At 64.4% G+C, this 15,451-nt stretch carries 15 protein-coding genes; 13 read left to right on the forward strand and 2 right to left on the reverse strand.

The genetic code is table 11. The annotated features are described in order from the left end of the window. Positions 1 to 73 precede the first annotated feature (73 nt). From LOZ74_RS15065 to LOZ74_RS15080, 4 genes are all read left to right on the forward strand, one after another. Entirely contained in the window at positions 74 to 325 is a 252-nt protein-coding gene (locus LOZ74_RS15065) for a zinc-finger domain-containing protein (RefSeq protein ID WP_230291849.1), read from the forward strand. Between the two features lie 54 nt (positions 326 to 379). Beyond that, positions 380 to 1,807, forward strand: coding sequence for a metalloprotease TldD (gene tldD, locus LOZ74_RS15070; RefSeq protein ID WP_230291850.1), 1,428 nt, complete (start codon positions 380 to 382; stop codon positions 1,805 to 1,807). Further along, entirely contained in the window at positions 1,807 to 2,358 is a 552-nt protein-coding gene (locus LOZ74_RS15075) for a DUF924 family protein (RefSeq protein ID WP_230291851.1), read from the forward strand. The genes tldD and LOZ74_RS15075 overlap by 1 nt, the downstream gene beginning before the upstream one ends. A 67-nt stretch (positions 2,359 to 2,425) precedes the next feature. After that, positions 2,426 to 2,869, forward strand: coding sequence for a hypothetical protein (locus LOZ74_RS15080; RefSeq protein WP_230291852.1), 444 nt, complete (start codon positions 2,426 to 2,428; stop codon positions 2,867 to 2,869). Here LOZ74_RS15080 and LOZ74_RS15085 read toward each other — a convergent pair. After that, complete coding sequence (locus LOZ74_RS15085; protein WP_230291853.1) at positions 2,866 to 3,798, reverse strand: hypothetical protein; 933 nt, start codon at positions 3,796 to 3,798, stop codon at positions 2,866 to 2,868. The two genes, LOZ74_RS15080 and LOZ74_RS15085, sit on opposite strands and share 4 nt — an antisense overlap. After that, positions 3,795 to 4,853 carry a diacylglycerol kinase family protein gene (locus tag LOZ74_RS15090; RefSeq protein WP_230291854.1) on the reverse strand — a complete coding sequence of 353 codons (1,059 nt, stop codon included), beginning with the start codon at positions 4,851 to 4,853 and terminating at the stop codon, positions 3,795 to 3,797. Before LOZ74_RS15090 ends, LOZ74_RS15085 begins: the two co-directional genes overlap by 4 nt. A 195-nt stretch (positions 4,854 to 5,048) precedes the next feature. Here LOZ74_RS15090 and LOZ74_RS15095 point away from each other — a divergent pair, with 195 nt between their 5' ends. The 9 genes from LOZ74_RS15095 to LOZ74_RS15135 all read left to right on the forward strand — a co-directional run bounded on the left by LOZ74_RS15095 (position 5,049) and on the right by LOZ74_RS15135 (position 15,449). Continuing rightward, positions 5,049 to 5,465 (forward strand): secondary thiamine-phosphate synthase enzyme YjbQ, encoded by a 417-nt coding sequence (locus tag LOZ74_RS15095; RefSeq protein ID WP_230291855.1) that lies wholly within the window; start codon positions 5,049 to 5,051, stop codon positions 5,463 to 5,465. Positions 5,466 to 5,578: 113 nt separating this feature from the next. Beyond that, a complete protein-coding gene (locus LOZ74_RS15100) occupies positions 5,579 to 6,382 on the forward strand; it encodes a transglutaminase family protein (protein WP_230291856.1) in 804 nt (267 codons plus the stop codon). A 136-nt stretch (positions 6,383 to 6,518) separates the two neighbouring features. After that, positions 6,519 to 7,973 carry a glucose-6-phosphate dehydrogenase gene (gene zwf, locus LOZ74_RS15105; protein WP_230291857.1) on the forward strand — a complete coding sequence of 485 codons (1,455 nt, stop codon included), beginning with the start codon at positions 6,519 to 6,521 and terminating at the stop codon, positions 7,971 to 7,973. Positions 7,974 to 8,166: 193 nt separating this feature from the next. Then, positions 8,167 to 9,996, forward strand: a complete 1,830-nt coding sequence (edd, locus tag LOZ74_RS15110) for a phosphogluconate dehydratase (protein ID WP_230291858.1) — start codon at positions 8,167 to 8,169, stop codon at positions 9,994 to 9,996. Positions 9,997 to 10,114: 118 nt separating this feature from the next. After that, on the forward strand, positions 10,115 to 10,747 hold the full coding sequence (locus tag LOZ74_RS15115; RefSeq protein ID WP_230291859.1) for a bifunctional 4-hydroxy-2-oxoglutarate aldolase/2-dehydro-3-deoxy-phosphogluconate aldolase: 633 nt from the start codon (positions 10,115 to 10,117) through the stop codon (positions 10,745 to 10,747). 40 nt (positions 10,748 to 10,787) lie between these two features. After that, entirely contained in the window at positions 10,788 to 13,577 is a 2,790-nt protein-coding gene (locus LOZ74_RS15120; protein ID WP_230291860.1) for a phosphoenolpyruvate carboxylase, read from the forward strand. An 83-nt stretch (positions 13,578 to 13,660) separates the two neighbouring features. Beyond that, a complete protein-coding gene (gene argB / locus LOZ74_RS15125; protein ID WP_230291861.1) occupies positions 13,661 to 14,569 on the forward strand; it encodes an acetylglutamate kinase in 909 nt (302 codons plus the stop codon). Next, positions 14,569 to 15,060, forward strand: coding sequence for a hypothetical protein (locus LOZ74_RS15130; protein WP_230291862.1), 492 nt, complete (start codon positions 14,569 to 14,571; stop codon positions 15,058 to 15,060). The genes argB and LOZ74_RS15130 overlap by 1 nt, the downstream gene beginning before the upstream one ends. A gap of 149 nt (positions 15,061 to 15,209) precedes the next feature. After that, the gene (locus LOZ74_RS15135) at positions 15,210 to 15,449 is read left to right on the forward strand and encodes a YggT family protein (protein ID WP_230291863.1); all 240 of its coding nucleotides are present in this window, start codon (positions 15,210 to 15,212) and stop codon (positions 15,447 to 15,449) included. The last annotated feature ends 2 nt before the right edge of the window (positions 15,450 to 15,451 follow it).

Consider the following 15,451-nt stretch of genomic DNA (forward strand, 5'->3'; position numbering starts at 1 on the left):
AAGGGCGAAGCGGCACAAAGAGCGCACGTTTTGATCTGGAAATCCGCGAAGCCCGCTGATAATCGGCAATGCCATGACCGACACGCCCGAAATCGTCCTTACCGAAACCACTCGTGTCCAATGCGACGGCGCCAGCGATATTCGCGCCGGCAGCGGCTATCGCCCCTCGGCGCTGGGCCATCCGCGCGTGTTTCTGGAAATCGACGAAAAGGGCTATGTCGACTGCGGCTATTGCGACCGCCGCTTCGTGCTGGCGGGCGGCCCCGCGCACGACGTGACGGGCGTCGATCCCTCGGTCGGTGCGGCACAGGAACAGCGGATCTGATCGTGCGATAACGCGGCGCTGTCCAAACGGGCAAGCGCTGCCTATATTGGCCGGATGACCATTCCCGCCGATCCCCGCTCGCTTCTCTATCGCCCCGAACAGCTTGATCCCGATACCGCGCAGGCCTTGGCGCGAGAGACGCTGTCGCGCTGCGACGATGGCGAATTGTTCCTGCAATTCACGGCGAGCGAGAGCTTTTCCTTCGACGACGGTCGCCTGCGCACGGCCGATTACTCGCGCGAAGCGGGGTTTGGCCTGCGCGGCGTTTCGGGTGAGACGACCGGCTTTGCCCATGCGAACGAGATTTCGGCCGCCGCGATCCGGCGCGCGGGCCAAACTCTGTCGCTGCTCGACACCACGAAGAGCCCGCTGGCTGCGCCGCCGTTGGCGACCAATCGCCATCTCTACACCGATGCCAGCCCGCTCGACGGCGTAGATTTCGCCAGGAAGGTCGCATTGCTTGAAAAGATCGACGCGGCGGCCCGCGCCCGCGATCCGCGCGTCAAGCAGGTTACCGCCTCGCTCGCTGGATCGTGGTCGGTGGTCGAAATCGTGCGCCCCGACGGCTTTGTCGCCACCGATGTGCGCCCGCTGGTCCGCCTGAACGTCGCCATCGTGGCAGAAGCGAACGGACGGCGCGAAAGCGGCTCGTTCGGCATGGGCGGACGCCAGCTGTATGATGACGTCATGGACGAGGCGAGCTGGAACCGCGCGATTGACGAGGCTTTGCGGCAGGCGCTGACCAATCTGGAAAGCGTGCCCGCCCCTGCCGGCGTGTGCCCCGTGCTGCTGGGCCCTGGCTGGTGCGGCGTGCTGCTGCACGAAGCGGTCGGCCACGGGCTGGAAGGCGATTTCAACCGCAAGGGTACCAGTGCCTTTTCGGGCCGCATCGGTCAGCGTGTCGCCGCCCCCGGCGTCACCGTGGTGGACGACGGCACGCTGCTGAACCGGCGCGGATCGCTCAGCATCGACGACGAGGGTACGCCCACACGCGAAAACGTGCTGATCGAGGATGGCATCCTGAAGGGCTATATCCACGACCGGCTGAACGCACGGCTGATGGGGGTGGAACCGACCGGCAATGGCCGCCGCCAGTCCTATGCCCATGCGCCGATGCCGCGCATGACCAACACTTTCATGCGCAGCGGCAATGACGATCCGGCCGAACTGATGAGCCGGATGAAGGACGGCATCTATGCCACCAGCTTTGGCGGCGGACAGGTCGACATCGTGTCGGGCAAATTCGTGTTCAGTTGCACAGAGGCCTATAAGGTCGAGAACGGCAAGGTCACCGCCCCGATCAAGGGCGCAACCCTGATCGGCGACGGGCCGACCGCGCTGACCAAGGTGGTCGGCATCGGCAATGACATGGCCTTGGACGAGGGCATCGGCACCTGCGGCAAGGCAGGGCAAAGCGTGCCCGCGGGCGTGGGGCAGCCCAGCCTGTTGATCGAGGGACTGACGGTAGGCGGCACGGGTTGATGCTTGCCGCGCGCCCGTGGGCGGCGGAAATCCTGCATGTCTGGTTCCATGTACTGGGGCCGGAGGACTGGTTTCGCGGCGGGCCGCACATCGACCGCCTGCTGAAACACCGCTTCGCGCGCGAATGGCGGGCATTGCACCGCCGCCCCGCGCAGGAATTCCTGACCGATCCGCAAACCGCGCGCGCCGCCGTGCTGCTGTTCGACCAGTTGCCCCGCAATCTGTTCCGCGACGATCCGCGCAGCTTTGCCAGCGATCGGCTGGCGCTGGCCATTGCGAGGGGCGCGCTGGATCGCGGGTGGGACAAAGGCTTGCCGCTGGCCGCTCGTCAGTTTCTCGCCATGCCGCTGATGCATAGCGAACGGATTGCCGATCAACGCCGCTCGTTGCGGGAATTCGCCGCGATGGGCAGCAGCTTTCTGCTGTCCTTTGCCCGATCGCACCATCGCATGGTCGCGCGCTTTGGCCGGTTCCCCCATCGCAACGCGGTCCTGGGCCGCCGCTCCACCCCTCAGGAAAAAGCGGCAGTCGATGCGGGTAATGCCTGGTAGCATCGACTCCGTCTAGTCAGTAGAAGTTCAGACGAAACGACTTAACCCGTCGGTGAGGAGAATGGATATGAAGACGAAGACTGCTTTATCCGCACTTGCACTGGGCGCGCTGGCGCCCTTGGTCGCCCTCGCCCCGATTGTCGCGCAGGCCGCGCAGGATGACGAAAAACCCGCCGAACTCAGCAAGGGCGAACAGCGCCTTGCCAAGGCACTGGAAGGGCGCGTTGCCGGAACGCCCGAGAAATGCATCCAGATGAGCCGGATCACCAGCACGACGATCTATGACAAGACGGCCATCGTCTATAAGATCGGCAGCACGCTTTACGTGAACCGGCCCGAAAACGGCGCCAATAATCTGCGCAGCAACGATATTCTGGTCACCCGCACCAGCATCGGCCAGCTTTGCGACATCGATACGGTGCAGATGCGCGACCAGACCGGTTTCATGAGCGGGATCATCTTCCTGGGCGAATTCGTCCCATATACGAAGCCCGACGACAAGGAAGATTAATCGCCGGATGACAGCGCGGCGCGTTTCCTGCGCCGTGCCTGCCAGTATCCCGCCACCAGCACGGGCGACATCAGGATCGGATGCCGTTCCCGAAACGGTGTCAGCGGCACGACGACGCCGCTGTGCCGTTCGATCTTCCACGCCAGATAGCGGGCGCCGCCCTCGAACGTGGTGCCCGCGCGCAGCAGGCGCACCACGTTCAACGGCTTGCCCATCCGCCGCCGCCGTTCCCAGCGGTCGAGCAGGGCCTTGCGCTCTTGCGGCAAGAGATGCGGGCGAAGCACATCGCCGTCGGCGTCGAACGCGATACCGGCGGCCTGCCACGCGGCGGTCAGCAACCCGCCGAAATGGTCTGCGCCGAAATCCAGAATCTGCTGTTCGCGACCCGCTTTTTCCACCCGCAGCTCGGCGCGATAGGTAGCGCGGAACAAGGCCTGCCAGAACTCCCGCTCGGTCCCCTGCGGACCGCCCAGCGCGGCGGCGAAGCGCGCGGCGGTCATGCTGGCGGCTTCGATGGCGGCAGTCACTTCGGGCGCGGCCTGCGGGTCGCCGGTCCATGCAAGCGCGCAGGGCTGCACGAAACGGGCCCAGATGGTGGTGTCGGCATGGCGCCCTTCCGCCGCATGACGGAACGTCGACAGGCGCATCACCGCCACCTTGGCGCGCAGGATGGTGCCGTTATCGGACCGCTCGTGATAGGCGACGCGCGGCCACAGGCCTTTTTCGCGCGGCCCGTCGGTCAGTACATAGAAATCGAGCACACCGTCCAGCGATCCGCTGCGCAGGTTGGAGCCGTAGAAGATCACCGCGCGCGCATCATGCGCCTCGCCCAATGCTCTTGCGAAATCGCGGATTTCGTCGCGGACCGGCGCGGCCAGCGCATGTGTGACGCGGTCGTGCAGCGCCGCGCCGTCAGGGGCGGTCGTCACGGCGTGACGAAGGCGATCGGCGCACCCTCGCGCAGGATATATCGGCCACCGGGGAACACTTCGCCATCCAGAACGAAGCCGTCCTCGACATCAATATCCAGTTCCCTGGCGTCGAGCCGGTGAATACCCGCCCTGGCCAGTTTCGCATCGTCGCCGCCGCGGATCGTGCGCCAGAAATTGACAAGGAAATGCGGGATCGGCGTTTCGGTCGCCAGCAGCTTCATGCCGCCGCGTTCACGCCCGAAGGGGCGCACACCCAAGGGCAGGCGGTGCATCGTCGATACCAGCATGATCAGCCGGTTGCGCGTGCCGACGACATCCATGCCGGGCTTGGAATCGGGCGTGCCGGGCGCGGAAATGCCGATCCGCTTCCCCTCGCGCCAGCCGGAGCCGCCGAAACCGAAAGCGACATTGGCAATCGAACCCAGCATCGACAGCGCCACGGCGACATTGTTGAACGCGCCAAAACGATGCGTGGTCTGCGCCAGATCGGTGGCGCTGACGAAAATGCCCGCGCCGAACAGGAAACCGCGCACGGGGGCGCCCGTTTCGTCGGGACGGCTGATCTCTATCGCAGGGCGCATGGTGAAACGGCCCGCATGCCAGGCGTCGATCACATCGGCGACACTCGCTTCGGGGTCCACGCCAAGATCGATGGCCAGCGCATTGGTCTTGCCCTTGGGCAACACCGCAATGGCGGGAGCCTGTTCCTGCCACAAGGGTCCGCCACAGGTCAGCACATCGCGCACGGTGCCATCGCCGCCCGCGACGATGATCAGTTCGACGCCGCGCGTTTTGAATTCGTTCAGCGTCTTGCGCAGATCGGCGCGGGTGCGGGGCGACAGCACATCGACGCCCGGCGGAACGTCCAGACCCTTGGTCTTGACCCCGTGGCTGCGCGGATTGCAGATCACCGCGATGCGCGATGCATCGACCGGCGCACGACCTACACGATCGACATAGGCAGGCGCGTTCACGGGACCGCGCAGATCCTCTGCACTCCCGTCGAAGGCGAGCCGTGCAAGGCTCCTGCTATCGTAAATCGTGCCATCCATCGTTTTGCCTTTACCGCGATAAGCTAGTGTGGCGACAGCTAAAATGAAGTTTCAGTGACGAAATTTCCCGAATTGCCACTGTAATGCACATTTCAGCAACACTCGCCAAGCTCTGAAATTTCAAGATTTCCTGTGGTGCCCCGTGCCGGACATCATGACAGATAGCAGATGGCGATGAACGTTGGAGAAACATTCGTGAAACAATCCGCAAGCACGCTTGCAATATCGACACCCGGCCGCGCATTGATCGAATTCACGCGCGACGTGGAAAACTGGGTTGGCGATCAGGGCATCGGCACGGGTTTGCTGACGCTGTTCTGTCGCCATACTTCGGCCTCTCTGCTGATTCAGGAAAATGCCGCGCGCGAGGTGCGGGGCGATATTCTGGACTGGCTCGACCAGATCGCGCCCGAAGATGGCGGCTGGCTGCATGATGACGAAGGGCCCGACGACATGCCTGCCCATCTGAAATCATTGCTGACCGGCGTCAGCCTGTCGGTCCCCGTGGTGAACGGCGCGCTGGCACTGGGGACATGGCAGGGGATCTATCTGGCCGAACACCGCGCCCGCCCGCACCGGCGCGAGGTGGTGCTGCATCTGCTGGGAGAATAGGCCACGGTCGCTCCGCCCCGATCTTTTTGCCCGATTCTTCGAAAAACCGGAAACGGCGGGGCGGTGGCGCGTTGGGGCGGCAGGATCAACGCAAGCGAAAGACCCGCGCCCCCATGAACATCGCCATCGAAGCCCATATCGCCTTTCGCTTCGACCAGCCGACCGATTTCCTGCTGCAGATGGAGGCTGCCGCCATCCCCGAACAGATCCTGTCGGGCCCCGGCCTGACCATCGGAGCGAGCGAGCATATGGCGCGCGTTCCGGGTGAGGATATGGTGGGGGAACGCATCTGGCTGCGCTGTCAGGGCGATTTCACTGCCGACTATGCGATCACCGCGCAGATCGACCGGCATCTGGCGCAGATCGAAACGCTGAACGCGCTGCCGCCGCATCGCCTGCCGGGCGAAACGGTGCCCTATCTGTTCGATTCCCGCTTTTGCCCCGCCGACCGGTTCCAGCCCTTTGTCGAGGCGGAATTTGCCGGAACCGCGGGCGGCGCACGAATAGAGGCGATCCGCCAATGGGTCGCGGGGCATTTCGCCTATGCGCCGGGCACCAGCGATGCGACCACCACTGCCATCGTCAGCTTTGTCGAACGGCGCGGCGTATGCCGCGATTTCGCGCATGTCGTGGTATCGCTTGCCCGCGCATCGGCCATCCCGGCGCGCTTTGTCTCGTGCTATGCGCCCGACGTTCAGCCACAGGATTTCCACGCCGTGGCCGAGGTGTTTCTGGCCGATCCCGATGGCGAGGACGAAGGTATCGGCAGCTGGCATCTGGTCGATGCGACCGGCATGGCAGGGCCTGCCGACATCGTGAAGATCGGCCTTGGCCGCGATGCCGCCGATGTCAGCTTCCTCACTTCCTATGGCATGGCCGCGCTATTGGCCAAAGAGATCAGCGTGACGTGCATTTGACGCAAGATCATTTCCCGAATCCGCATTCGCAAGCGATGATCGAGAGTTGACACTATCCGCCCCGCGACTATTCCCGCGAAAAGTGCCTCCGCACCGCCATCCGATCCCGCCGCCGCCCCGCAGGAGCCTGTCCGCCATGCAATTCACCGCGAACAAGCTTCTTCTGTTCGGCGCGACCGGCGATCTGTCGCAGCGCATGTTGCTGCCGTCTTTATGCGCGCTGCATTCGGAAAAGCTGCTGCCCGAAAACATGCAGATCATCTGCACCGCGCGCAGCGAGCATTCGGACGAGGAATTCCGCGCCTTTGCCCGCGCCGCGCTGGAAAAATTCCTGCCCGAGGGGCGCGAGCTGGATATCGAGCCGTTTCTGGCCTGCCTGAGCTATCAGGACCTCGACGCCTCTACGCCGGAGGGGTTCGATGCGCTGGCGAAAAAGGTGGGGCCGATCGGCAGCGGCGAGAACGAGGGTTTGTCGATCTTTCTGTCGACCGCGCCCTTCCTGTTCGAACCGACGATCAAGGGGCTGGCCGCCAATGGCATGGCGACGGGCAATGTACGCATCGGCCTTGAAAAGCCGCTCGGCACCGATCTGGGCAGCAGCTGCGAGATCAATGACGCGGTTGCATCGGCCTTTCCCGAAGACCGGATTTTCCGCATCGACCATTATCTGGGCAAGGAAACGGTCCAGAACCTGATGGCGCTGCGTTTTGCCAATATCATGTTCGAACCGCTGTGGAACGCGGCGCATATCGACCATGTGCAGATCAGTGTCGCCGAAACGGTCGGGCTGGAATCGCGGGTCGGCTATTACGACACCAGCGGCGCGCTGCGCGATATGGTGCAGAACCATATGCTGCAATTGCTGGCTCTGGTGGCGATGGAACCGCCGACCAGTTTCGACGCCACGGCGATCCGCGATGAAAAGGTCAAGGTGCTGCGCGCGCTGCGCCCCGCCGTCGCGGGCGAGACGGTCACCGGCCAGTACCGCGCCGGCGCGATCAAGGGCGAGGCCGTGCCGGGTTACGATGACGAGCTGGGCAGGGATTCGGATACCGAGACATTCGTCGCCATCAAGGCGCATGTCGACAACTGGCGCTGGAAAGGCGTGCCGTTCTATCTGCGCACCGGCAAGCGCCTGCCGGTCCGCATGACCGAGATCGTGGTCCAGTTCCGCTGCATCCCTTATTCGATATTCGAAAGCCGCGGGGCGAAAACGGTCCCCAACCAGCTGGTCATCGGCATCCAGCCGCGCGAAAATATCCGCCTGTCGCTGATGAGCAAGGTCCCCGGTCTGGACCGCGAGGGTATCCGCCTGCGCGCGACCCCGCTCGACATTGCGATGCCCGAGGCTTTTTCGGGTCCGCAACGCCGGATCGCCTATGAACGGTTGCTCCTCGATCTGGTGGAAGGCGACCAGACCCTGTTCGTCCGCCGCGACGAGGTGGAGGCGCAATGGGAATGGATCGACGGCATCCGCGCCAGCTGGACCGCGAACGATACCAGGCCCAAGGCCTATACCGCCGGAAGCTGGGGCCCGACCGCGGCCATCGGCCTGACAGAACGCGACGGAGTAACCTGGCATGAAGGGTGACCGGCAGACGGATCAGAGGCAGATGGGCTAACGCCCGAAATCAAGACGGCTGGAAGTTGCGCCCTTCCCGCCCGGACGCGAAAATCTGCATGAAGGTCACAGACCTGATATGCTGCAATGCAATATAGGCGGACAGCCGAGTCCTTTGCGATTTCGGCGTTCGCGAAACGATTGAAATCCCGGGGAAGGCGCCATGCCCAAACTTAACGACCAGTTCGCCCGCGTAACGCAGCGCATCATCGACAACAGCCGCGACACGCGCGGCCGTTATCTTGAACTGATGGAGCGCGAGGCGCAGCGACAGCCCAACCGCACGCAGCTGGCCTGTTCGAACCTTGCCCACGCATTCGCGGCCAGCGGGAACGACAAGGGCGCGATCGGCAGCGGGGTCTCGCCCAATCTGGCGATCGTCACCGCCTATAACGACATGCTTTCGGCGCATCAGCCCTATGGCCGATACCCCGAGGCGATGAAGCTGTACGCCCGCGAAGTCGGCGCGACCGCGCAGGTCGCGGGCGGCACGCCGGCGATGTGCGACGGGGTCACGCAAGGGCAGGATGGCATGGAATTGTCGCTGTTCAGCCGCGATTCCATCGCCCTCGCGACGGCCGTTGCGCTGTCGCACGAAACCTATGACGGCATGGCGCTGCTGGGCATTTGCGACAAGATCGTGCCGGGCCTGCTGATGGGCGCGCTGCGGTTCGGCCATCTGCCGTGCATTCTGATCCCGTCGGGCCCGATGCCCACCGGCATTTCGAACAAGCAGAAGCAGCAGACCCGCCAGCTTTACGCCGAAGGCAAGGTCGGGCGCGAGGAATTGCTGGCCAGCGAAAGCGCCAGCTATCACGCGCCGGGAACCTGCACCTTTTACGGCACGGCCAATTCCAACCAGATGATGATGGAGATGATGGGCCTGCACATGCCCGGCGCCGCCTTCATCCCGCCCAACACACCGCTGCGCACGCAGCTGACCCGCGCGGCCACGCACCAGCTGGCCAAGATTTCGCTGAAAGGCGAAGACCCGCGCCCGCTGGCCAGATGCGTCGACGAAAAAGCCATCGTGAACGCGGTGGCGGGACTGCTGGCGACCGGCGGGTCGACCAATCATGTCATCCACCTGCCTGCCATCGCGCGCTGCGCGGGCATTATCATCGACTGGCAGGACATCGACGAATTATCGCAAGTCGTCCCGCTGATCGCGCGGGTCTATCCCAATGGCGCGGGCGATGTGAACGCGTTCCACGCGGCAGGCGGCATGGGCTATGTCATCCGCGAATTGCTGGATGCGGGCCTTGCGCACGAAGATATCACTACCGTCGGTGGTCAATCGCTGCGCGCCTATGCCGAAGAGCCCGTGCTGGTGGACGACAGGCTGGCGTGGCGCGAACTGCCGCCCGAGAGCGGTGACGACACCATGCTGCGGCCGCCTGCCACCCCGTTCAAGGCCGATGGCGGCCTGCGCCTGCTGACCGGCAATCTGGGCCGCGCCACGATCAAGACAAGTGCTGTGGACGAAGAGCGCTGGGTCGTCGAAGCCCCATGCCGCGTTTTTACAACCCAAAGCGAAGTGGCCGAGGCGTTCAAGGCGGGCGAGCTGGACAAGGATGTCGTCGTTGTCGTCCGGTTTCAGGGACCGCGCGCCAATGGCATGCCCGAATTGCACAAGCTGACGCCGCCGCTGGGCGTGTTGCAGGATCGCGGGTTCAAGGTGGCGCTGGTCACCGACGGCCGCATGTCGGGCGCATCGGGCAAGGTTCCCGCCGCGATCCATTGCACACCCGAGGCGCTGACCCATGGCAGCGAGCAGCCCGGACCGATCGCTTTTCTGCGCGATGGCGACATCGTGCGCGTCGACGCGGTGAACGGCACGCTTTCGACCAGTGCCGATCTGTCCGCGCGCGAACCGGCCACCCCGCCGCCGCCTACCCTTGGCGTCGGACGCGAATTGTTCGCGATGATGCGGCTTGGCGCGGACGAGGCGGAAAAAGGCGGATCGGCCATGCTGGCGCTGGCCGGCCTGTAACTGGACTGCAATTTTGGCCTGTAACTTTGGTATTATACTGTTATTGGCCGGCCCGTAATTTCAGTCGGCGCGATATCCCGGCACACACGCATTCCCGTTTTCTAGAGTAGGACCATACATGGCGAATATCCGCGAGTTCATGGAAGCTGCCCCCGTTATACCCGTGCTGGTGGTGCAGGAAATCGAACAGGCCGTCCCTTTGGCCGAGGCGTTGGTCGCGGGCGGCCTGCCCTGCCTCGAAGTCACGCTGCGCACCCCGTGCGCGCTGGACGCGATCCGTGAAATGGCCAAGGTTCCGGGCGCTATCGTCGGTGCGGGAACGGTTCTGAACCCCGAACAGCTGGATGCGGTGGCCAAGGCCGGCGCGAAATTCGTCGTCTCGCCGGGTCTGACCGAAAATCTGGGCAAGGCGGCGATTGCCAGTGACATCGCCTTTCTGCCGGGCATCGCGACCAGCGCCGATATCATGCGCGGCATGGATCTTGGCCTGTCGCATTTCAAATTCTTCCCTGCCGAAGCCAATGGCGGCCTGCCAGCGCTGAAAGCCTTGGCTGCCCCGTTCCACGAAGCACGCTTTTGCCCCACCGGCGGCGTGTCGGTGAAGAATGCGCCCGATTACCTTGCCCATCCGTCGATCCTGTGCGTCGGCGGCAGCTGGGTCGCGCCGGGCGATGCGATGCCCGCAGGCGGTCCGGTCGACAAGGCACGGATCGAAGCGCTTGCCCGCGAAGCCGCAGCGCTTCCGCGCTGAAATCCAGAAACCCTCCCCAACCCTCGCTCCGGAGAACGCCATGACGCCCCAGATCGAAGAGCTCAACGAAAGGCTGCAAGTCCTTCACCGCCACACGCGGGATACGCCGATTTACAATCCGGTGTTCCAGCTCGGGCTGGAACTCTCGCGCGATCTGGAGGCGGGGCGAAAATCGCTGCAGGACATCGACGGTCTGGTCAGCGCGCTGGAATGCGAAGGGTTGAAGGCCCGCGCGCAAAAGCTGGACCGGATGCTGATGCCGATCGCGGCGGACCGGAATCTTGCCCCCTTCGCCGTGCGCGAGGGAGAGGATTTCGACGCCTATGCCCGGCGCTGGGCCGATCCGATGATCCATGTCGTGTTCACCGCGCACCCGACCTTTTTGCTGACGCCCGTCCAGTCCAAGGCCGTGGCCGCCGCCGCCAGCAGCGGCGATGTGACCAGCGATTCGGCATGCGTCGCGCCGCATGAACGCACGCAGATCACGCTGGATTCGGAACATGACGCCGCGATGGAGGCGATCAGCCGCGCACAGGCCGCGCGCGACCGTGCGGTGCGCGCGATCTATCAATCGGCGAAGGACAACTTCCCTGCCGACTGGAAAAGCCTGCGCCCCACGCCCGTGCGTTTCGCCACATGGGTCGGTTACGACATGGACGGCCGCACCGATATCGGCTGGAACACGTCGATCCGCTATCGCCTTGCCGAAAAGTCGGAGCGTCTGGCCAGCTATGCCGCCAGCCTTGCGGGAATCGCGCCCGACCTGTCGGCAAAGCTGGTCAATGCGGGCGAGCTGGCCAGCCGCATGGCCGCATTGTTCGGCAAGGACATGTCGGACCCCGCCGCCCTGTCGCATGCCGCCAATTCGCTGACGGCGAATAATCCCGACAGGATGACCAGCCTTGCCCCCATCGTGGCCGAGCTGGAAAAACGCGCCGGAGCAGAGGGCGACGCCGATACGGCCATCGAATTGCTGACCGCCGCCGCTGCCATGCGCGCCGATGGCCTCGGCATGGGCTGGGTGCATTTCCGCGTCAATTCCAGCCAGTTGCAGAACGCGATCCGCCGCCGTGTCGACCCCGAATCCAAGCTCGACATCACCAGCCAGGCCGCGCTGAACGCGATCCGTTCGGGGCTGGAGGCGATCCAGCCGCTCGACGCGAATTTCGCCGCGCTCGCCATCGAAAGCAGCACGGCGATCCGCCAGTTCCTCGCCATGCAGCAGATTTTGCGCCACATCGACGCCGATGCGCCGATCCGCATGCTGATCGCCGAATGCGAACAGCCGCAAACCGTTCTGGCCGCGCTCTATTTCGCAAAGCTGTTCGGGGTAGAGGACAAGATCGACGTTTCGCCCCTGTTCGAGACCGAAACCGCGCTGGAACATGGCGGCCGCTTCCTCGACGCGCTGCTGGCCGAGGAAGCCTATCGCGACTATGCGAAAAAGCGCGGGCGCGTGGCGATCCAGACCGGATTTTCCGATGCGGGCCGCTTTGTCGGACAGATCCCCGCCGCGCTGGCCATCGAACGGCTGCAGGGCCGTCTGGCCGAGGCGATGGAAGCGAACGGGCTGACCGATGTCGCCGCGCTGATCTTCAACACCCATGGCGAGAGCATGGGCCGCGGCGCGCATCCCGTGTCGATGAAGGACCGGCTGGAATGGCCGCTGTCGCCATGGGCGCGCCGCCGTTTCGCGCGGCGCGACATCCGCCTCGAACCCGAAGTCAGCTTTCAGGGCGGGGACGGCTATCTCTGGTTCGGTACCCCCGAACTGGCGCTGGCGACGCTGGCGTCGATCGCCAGCAACCCCCCGCGTGAGGCGGACCCCGATGCGCCCACCGACATGTTCTATCGCCGCACCGACCTCAGCCTCGATTTCTATCGCGCGATCCGGCGGGTGCAGAACATGCATCTGGTGTCCGATACCTATAGCCGCGCGATCACGGCATTCGGCCTTGGCCTGCTGAACGATACCGGCAGCCGCCGTTCGCGCCGCCAGTCGGACCTGACCGCCGACCGCAAGATGAGCCTGCGGCAAATCCGCGCGATCCCGCATAATGCGATCTTGCAGCAGCTGGGCTATCCGGTGAACGTGATTGCCGGTTTCGGCACGGCGGCCGACACCAACCGCGAGGAAATCGCCAACCTGCTGACCGAAAGCGAGCGCGGTAAACAGATGCTGCGCCTGCTGCGCAGTGCCGATGCGCTGGCCTCGATCAAGACGGTGGCGGCCTATGGCGAATTGTTCAATTCGGCCTATTGGGCCAGCCGCCCCTATCGCGGGACGGAGGAGCATCTGACCGATGCCTGCCTGACCCTTGCCGAATATCTGACCAAGGACGACCGCGCGGGCGTATTCCGCCGCCTTGCCAGCCGCCTGCGCGTCGATGCCATGCATCTGCACCGCCTGCTGGACGCCACCCCCGGCAGCCGCGACGGATGGGGCACGCCGATCCCCGACCGCGAGGACAAGCGCCGCTCCATCGGTCTGCTGCAATCGCTGCGGCTGGCGCTGTTGCAGCACATGTTCCTGAAAATCGTGCAGGTGCCGGTCTTTTCCCGCTCCAACGACATCAGCCGAGAGGATGTGATGGAGATGGTCTTCACCCTGCGGATCGACGATGCGCTGGCGCAATTGCGTCGGGCCTTCCCGACCAATTTCCCCAGCATCGGCGATTACGCGATCGACGAACCGAGCGATTATCCAGACGGCGGCGACCAGGGGTACGAGGCGATCCGCCGCGATTACATCGAACCCATCGAACAGGCCTATGCACTGGTTCTGCGCATATCGACGGCCATCGCGAACGAGTTCGGCGCGCACGGATAAGTCGCCGCAACCCTGATGCAGGGTTCGATTGGTTCGCGAATCAATTGAAACTGGCGCCCGCCCATGCAAAGGGCGGGCGCACTATGGTCAACCCGCTGAACCCCGACGACAAGGCGCTTCTCGCCAAGGCAAAAACGCTTGTGACGGCCCTGCCGTTCATGAAGCGATATGCCGGTCGCACTTTCGTGATCAAATATGGCGGCCATGCCATGGGCGATCCCGAAGCCGCGCGCGAATTTGCCGAGGATGTCGTGCTGCTGGGCGCGGTGGGCATCAATGTGGTCGTCGTCCACGGCGGCGGGCCGCAGATCGGGGCGATGCTGAAAAAGCTGGGCGTTGAATCGAGCTTTATCGATGGCCTGCGCGTCACCGACAAGCAGACTGCCGAAGTGGCCGAGATGGTCCTGTCGGGCGCGATCAACAAGGAACTGGTCGGCTGGATTTCCAAGGCGGGCGGGCGCGCCATCGGCATTTCGGGCAAGGACGGCGGCATGGTCACCGCCCGCAAGGTCACCCGCAGCCGCAAGGTAGAGGGCAGCGCGATCGAGGAAGCCGTCGATCTGGGCTTTGTGGGCGAACCCGAACATGTCGACACGCGTATCATCGAAACATCCGTCGCATCGGGGCTGATCCCCGTGATCGCGCCCATCGGCGCGGATGCCGAGGGGCATACCTATAACATCAACGCCGATACCATGGCGGGCGCGGTCGCGGCGGCACTGGGGGCGGCGCGACTGCTCTTGCTGACCGATGTGCCGGGCGTTCTGGACAAGCAGGGCGGGCTGCTGACCGACCTGTTCCCCGACGATGTGCAGAAACTGGTCGATGACGGCACGATCACCGGCGGCATGATTCCCAAGCTGGAAACCTGCGTGCAGGCGGTGGACGCGGGCTGCGAAGCCGCGGTCGTGCTGGATGGCCGTGTGCCGCACGCCATGCTGATCGAGATTTTCACCGAACGCGGTGCCGGCACCATCGTGCGGAGCCGTTGATGCGCATTCTGCCCGCCCTTCCCGCACTGGCCCTGCTGCTGGCAGGCTGCGGCGAGGCGGGCGAGCCGGACCCAGCGCCGGTGGAGCAGACGCCGACGGCCGCACAGGCCGGGCCGGTCCCGTTCACGCTGGTCCTGCCCGGTCCCGAAAGCACCGATCCCGCCGCTCTGCTGGAATATTGGAAAGGCGCGGTAGAGGCCGGCGATACCGACGCGGCCCGACGCGCGTGGCGCAAGGAAGTGCGCACCGGCGGCACCGCGCCGCGCTGGGCCAATCTGACCGGCATCACCGTCGCCATTCAGGACGGCGAGCAGGAAGGCGCTGCCGGTTCGCTTTATTACACCGTGCCGGTCGCGCTATATGGCACATCGATCGATAATCTGGCCGTCGAACTGACCGGCACCATGACCCTGCGCCGCGCGAACGACGTGCCCGGCGCCGATGCGGACCAGTTGAGCTGGCGGATCGCCAGCATCGACTGGGACGGGTGACGACGCCACACCGCTTGCCCTTGCCCGCTCCCCTCGGCTAGACGAGGCGTTCCCTCAACCTTCCGGCCCAAGGACCATAAGCCATTCCCGTTTTCCTGGCCCTGCTCATCCAGATCCTCAGCTATCTGGTCGATATCATCGTCGTTCTGGTGATCGTGCAATTCGTGCTGTCGCTGCTGATCGCGTTCAACGTGGTGAACATGCACAACCAGTTCGTCTCTGCGATCTACACCGCGCTGAACGCACTGCTGGAGCCGATGCTCAGACCGATCCGCAAGATCATGCCCAATACCGGCGCGATCGATTTTTCTCCGCTGGTGCTGATCGTCGGGCTGAACGTGCTGATCATGATTTTAAGCGCGGTAGCCCGTTCGGTGGCGGTTTACTAATT

Source organism: Croceicoccus sp. Ery5, from assembly GCF_020985325.1.
GTDB lineage: Bacteria > Pseudomonadota > Alphaproteobacteria > Sphingomonadales > Sphingomonadaceae > Croceicoccus.

Excerpts from the sequence above, each read along its gene's own strand:
- LOZ74_RS15075 (WP_230291851.1), top strand. The coding sequence starts at position 1,807 with ATGCTTGCCGCGCGCCCGTGGGCGGCGGAAATCCTGCATGTCTGGTTC.
- argB (WP_230291861.1), top strand. The coding sequence starts at position 13,661 with ATGGTCAACCCGCTGAACCCCGACGACAAGGCGCTTCTCGCCAAGGCA.
- LOZ74_RS15090 (WP_230291854.1), bottom strand. The coding sequence starts at position 4,853 with ATGGATGGCACGATTTACGATAGCAGGAGCCTTGCACGGCTCGCCTTC.
- LOZ74_RS15115 (WP_230291859.1), top strand. The coding sequence starts at position 10,115 with ATGGCGAATATCCGCGAGTTCATGGAAGCTGCCCCCGTTATACCCGTG.
- LOZ74_RS15065 (WP_230291849.1), top strand. The coding sequence starts at position 74 with ATGACCGACACGCCCGAAATCGTCCTTACCGAAACCACTCGTGTCCAA.
- LOZ74_RS15100 (WP_230291856.1), top strand. The coding sequence starts at position 5,579 with ATGAACATCGCCATCGAAGCCCATATCGCCTTTCGCTTCGACCAGCCG.
- LOZ74_RS15130 (WP_230291862.1), top strand. The coding sequence starts at position 14,569 with ATGCGCATTCTGCCCGCCCTTCCCGCACTGGCCCTGCTGCTGGCAGGC.
- LOZ74_RS15120 (WP_230291860.1), top strand. The coding sequence starts at position 10,788 with ATGACGCCCCAGATCGAAGAGCTCAACGAAAGGCTGCAAGTCCTTCAC.
- tldD (WP_230291850.1), top strand. The coding sequence starts at position 380 with ATGACCATTCCCGCCGATCCCCGCTCGCTTCTCTATCGCCCCGAACAG.
- edd (WP_230291858.1), top strand. The coding sequence starts at position 8,167 with ATGCCCAAACTTAACGACCAGTTCGCCCGCGTAACGCAGCGCATCATC.
- LOZ74_RS15080 (WP_230291852.1), top strand. The coding sequence starts at position 2,426 with ATGAAGACGAAGACTGCTTTATCCGCACTTGCACTGGGCGCGCTGGCG.
- zwf (WP_230291857.1), top strand. The coding sequence starts at position 6,519 with ATGCAATTCACCGCGAACAAGCTTCTTCTGTTCGGCGCGACCGGCGAT.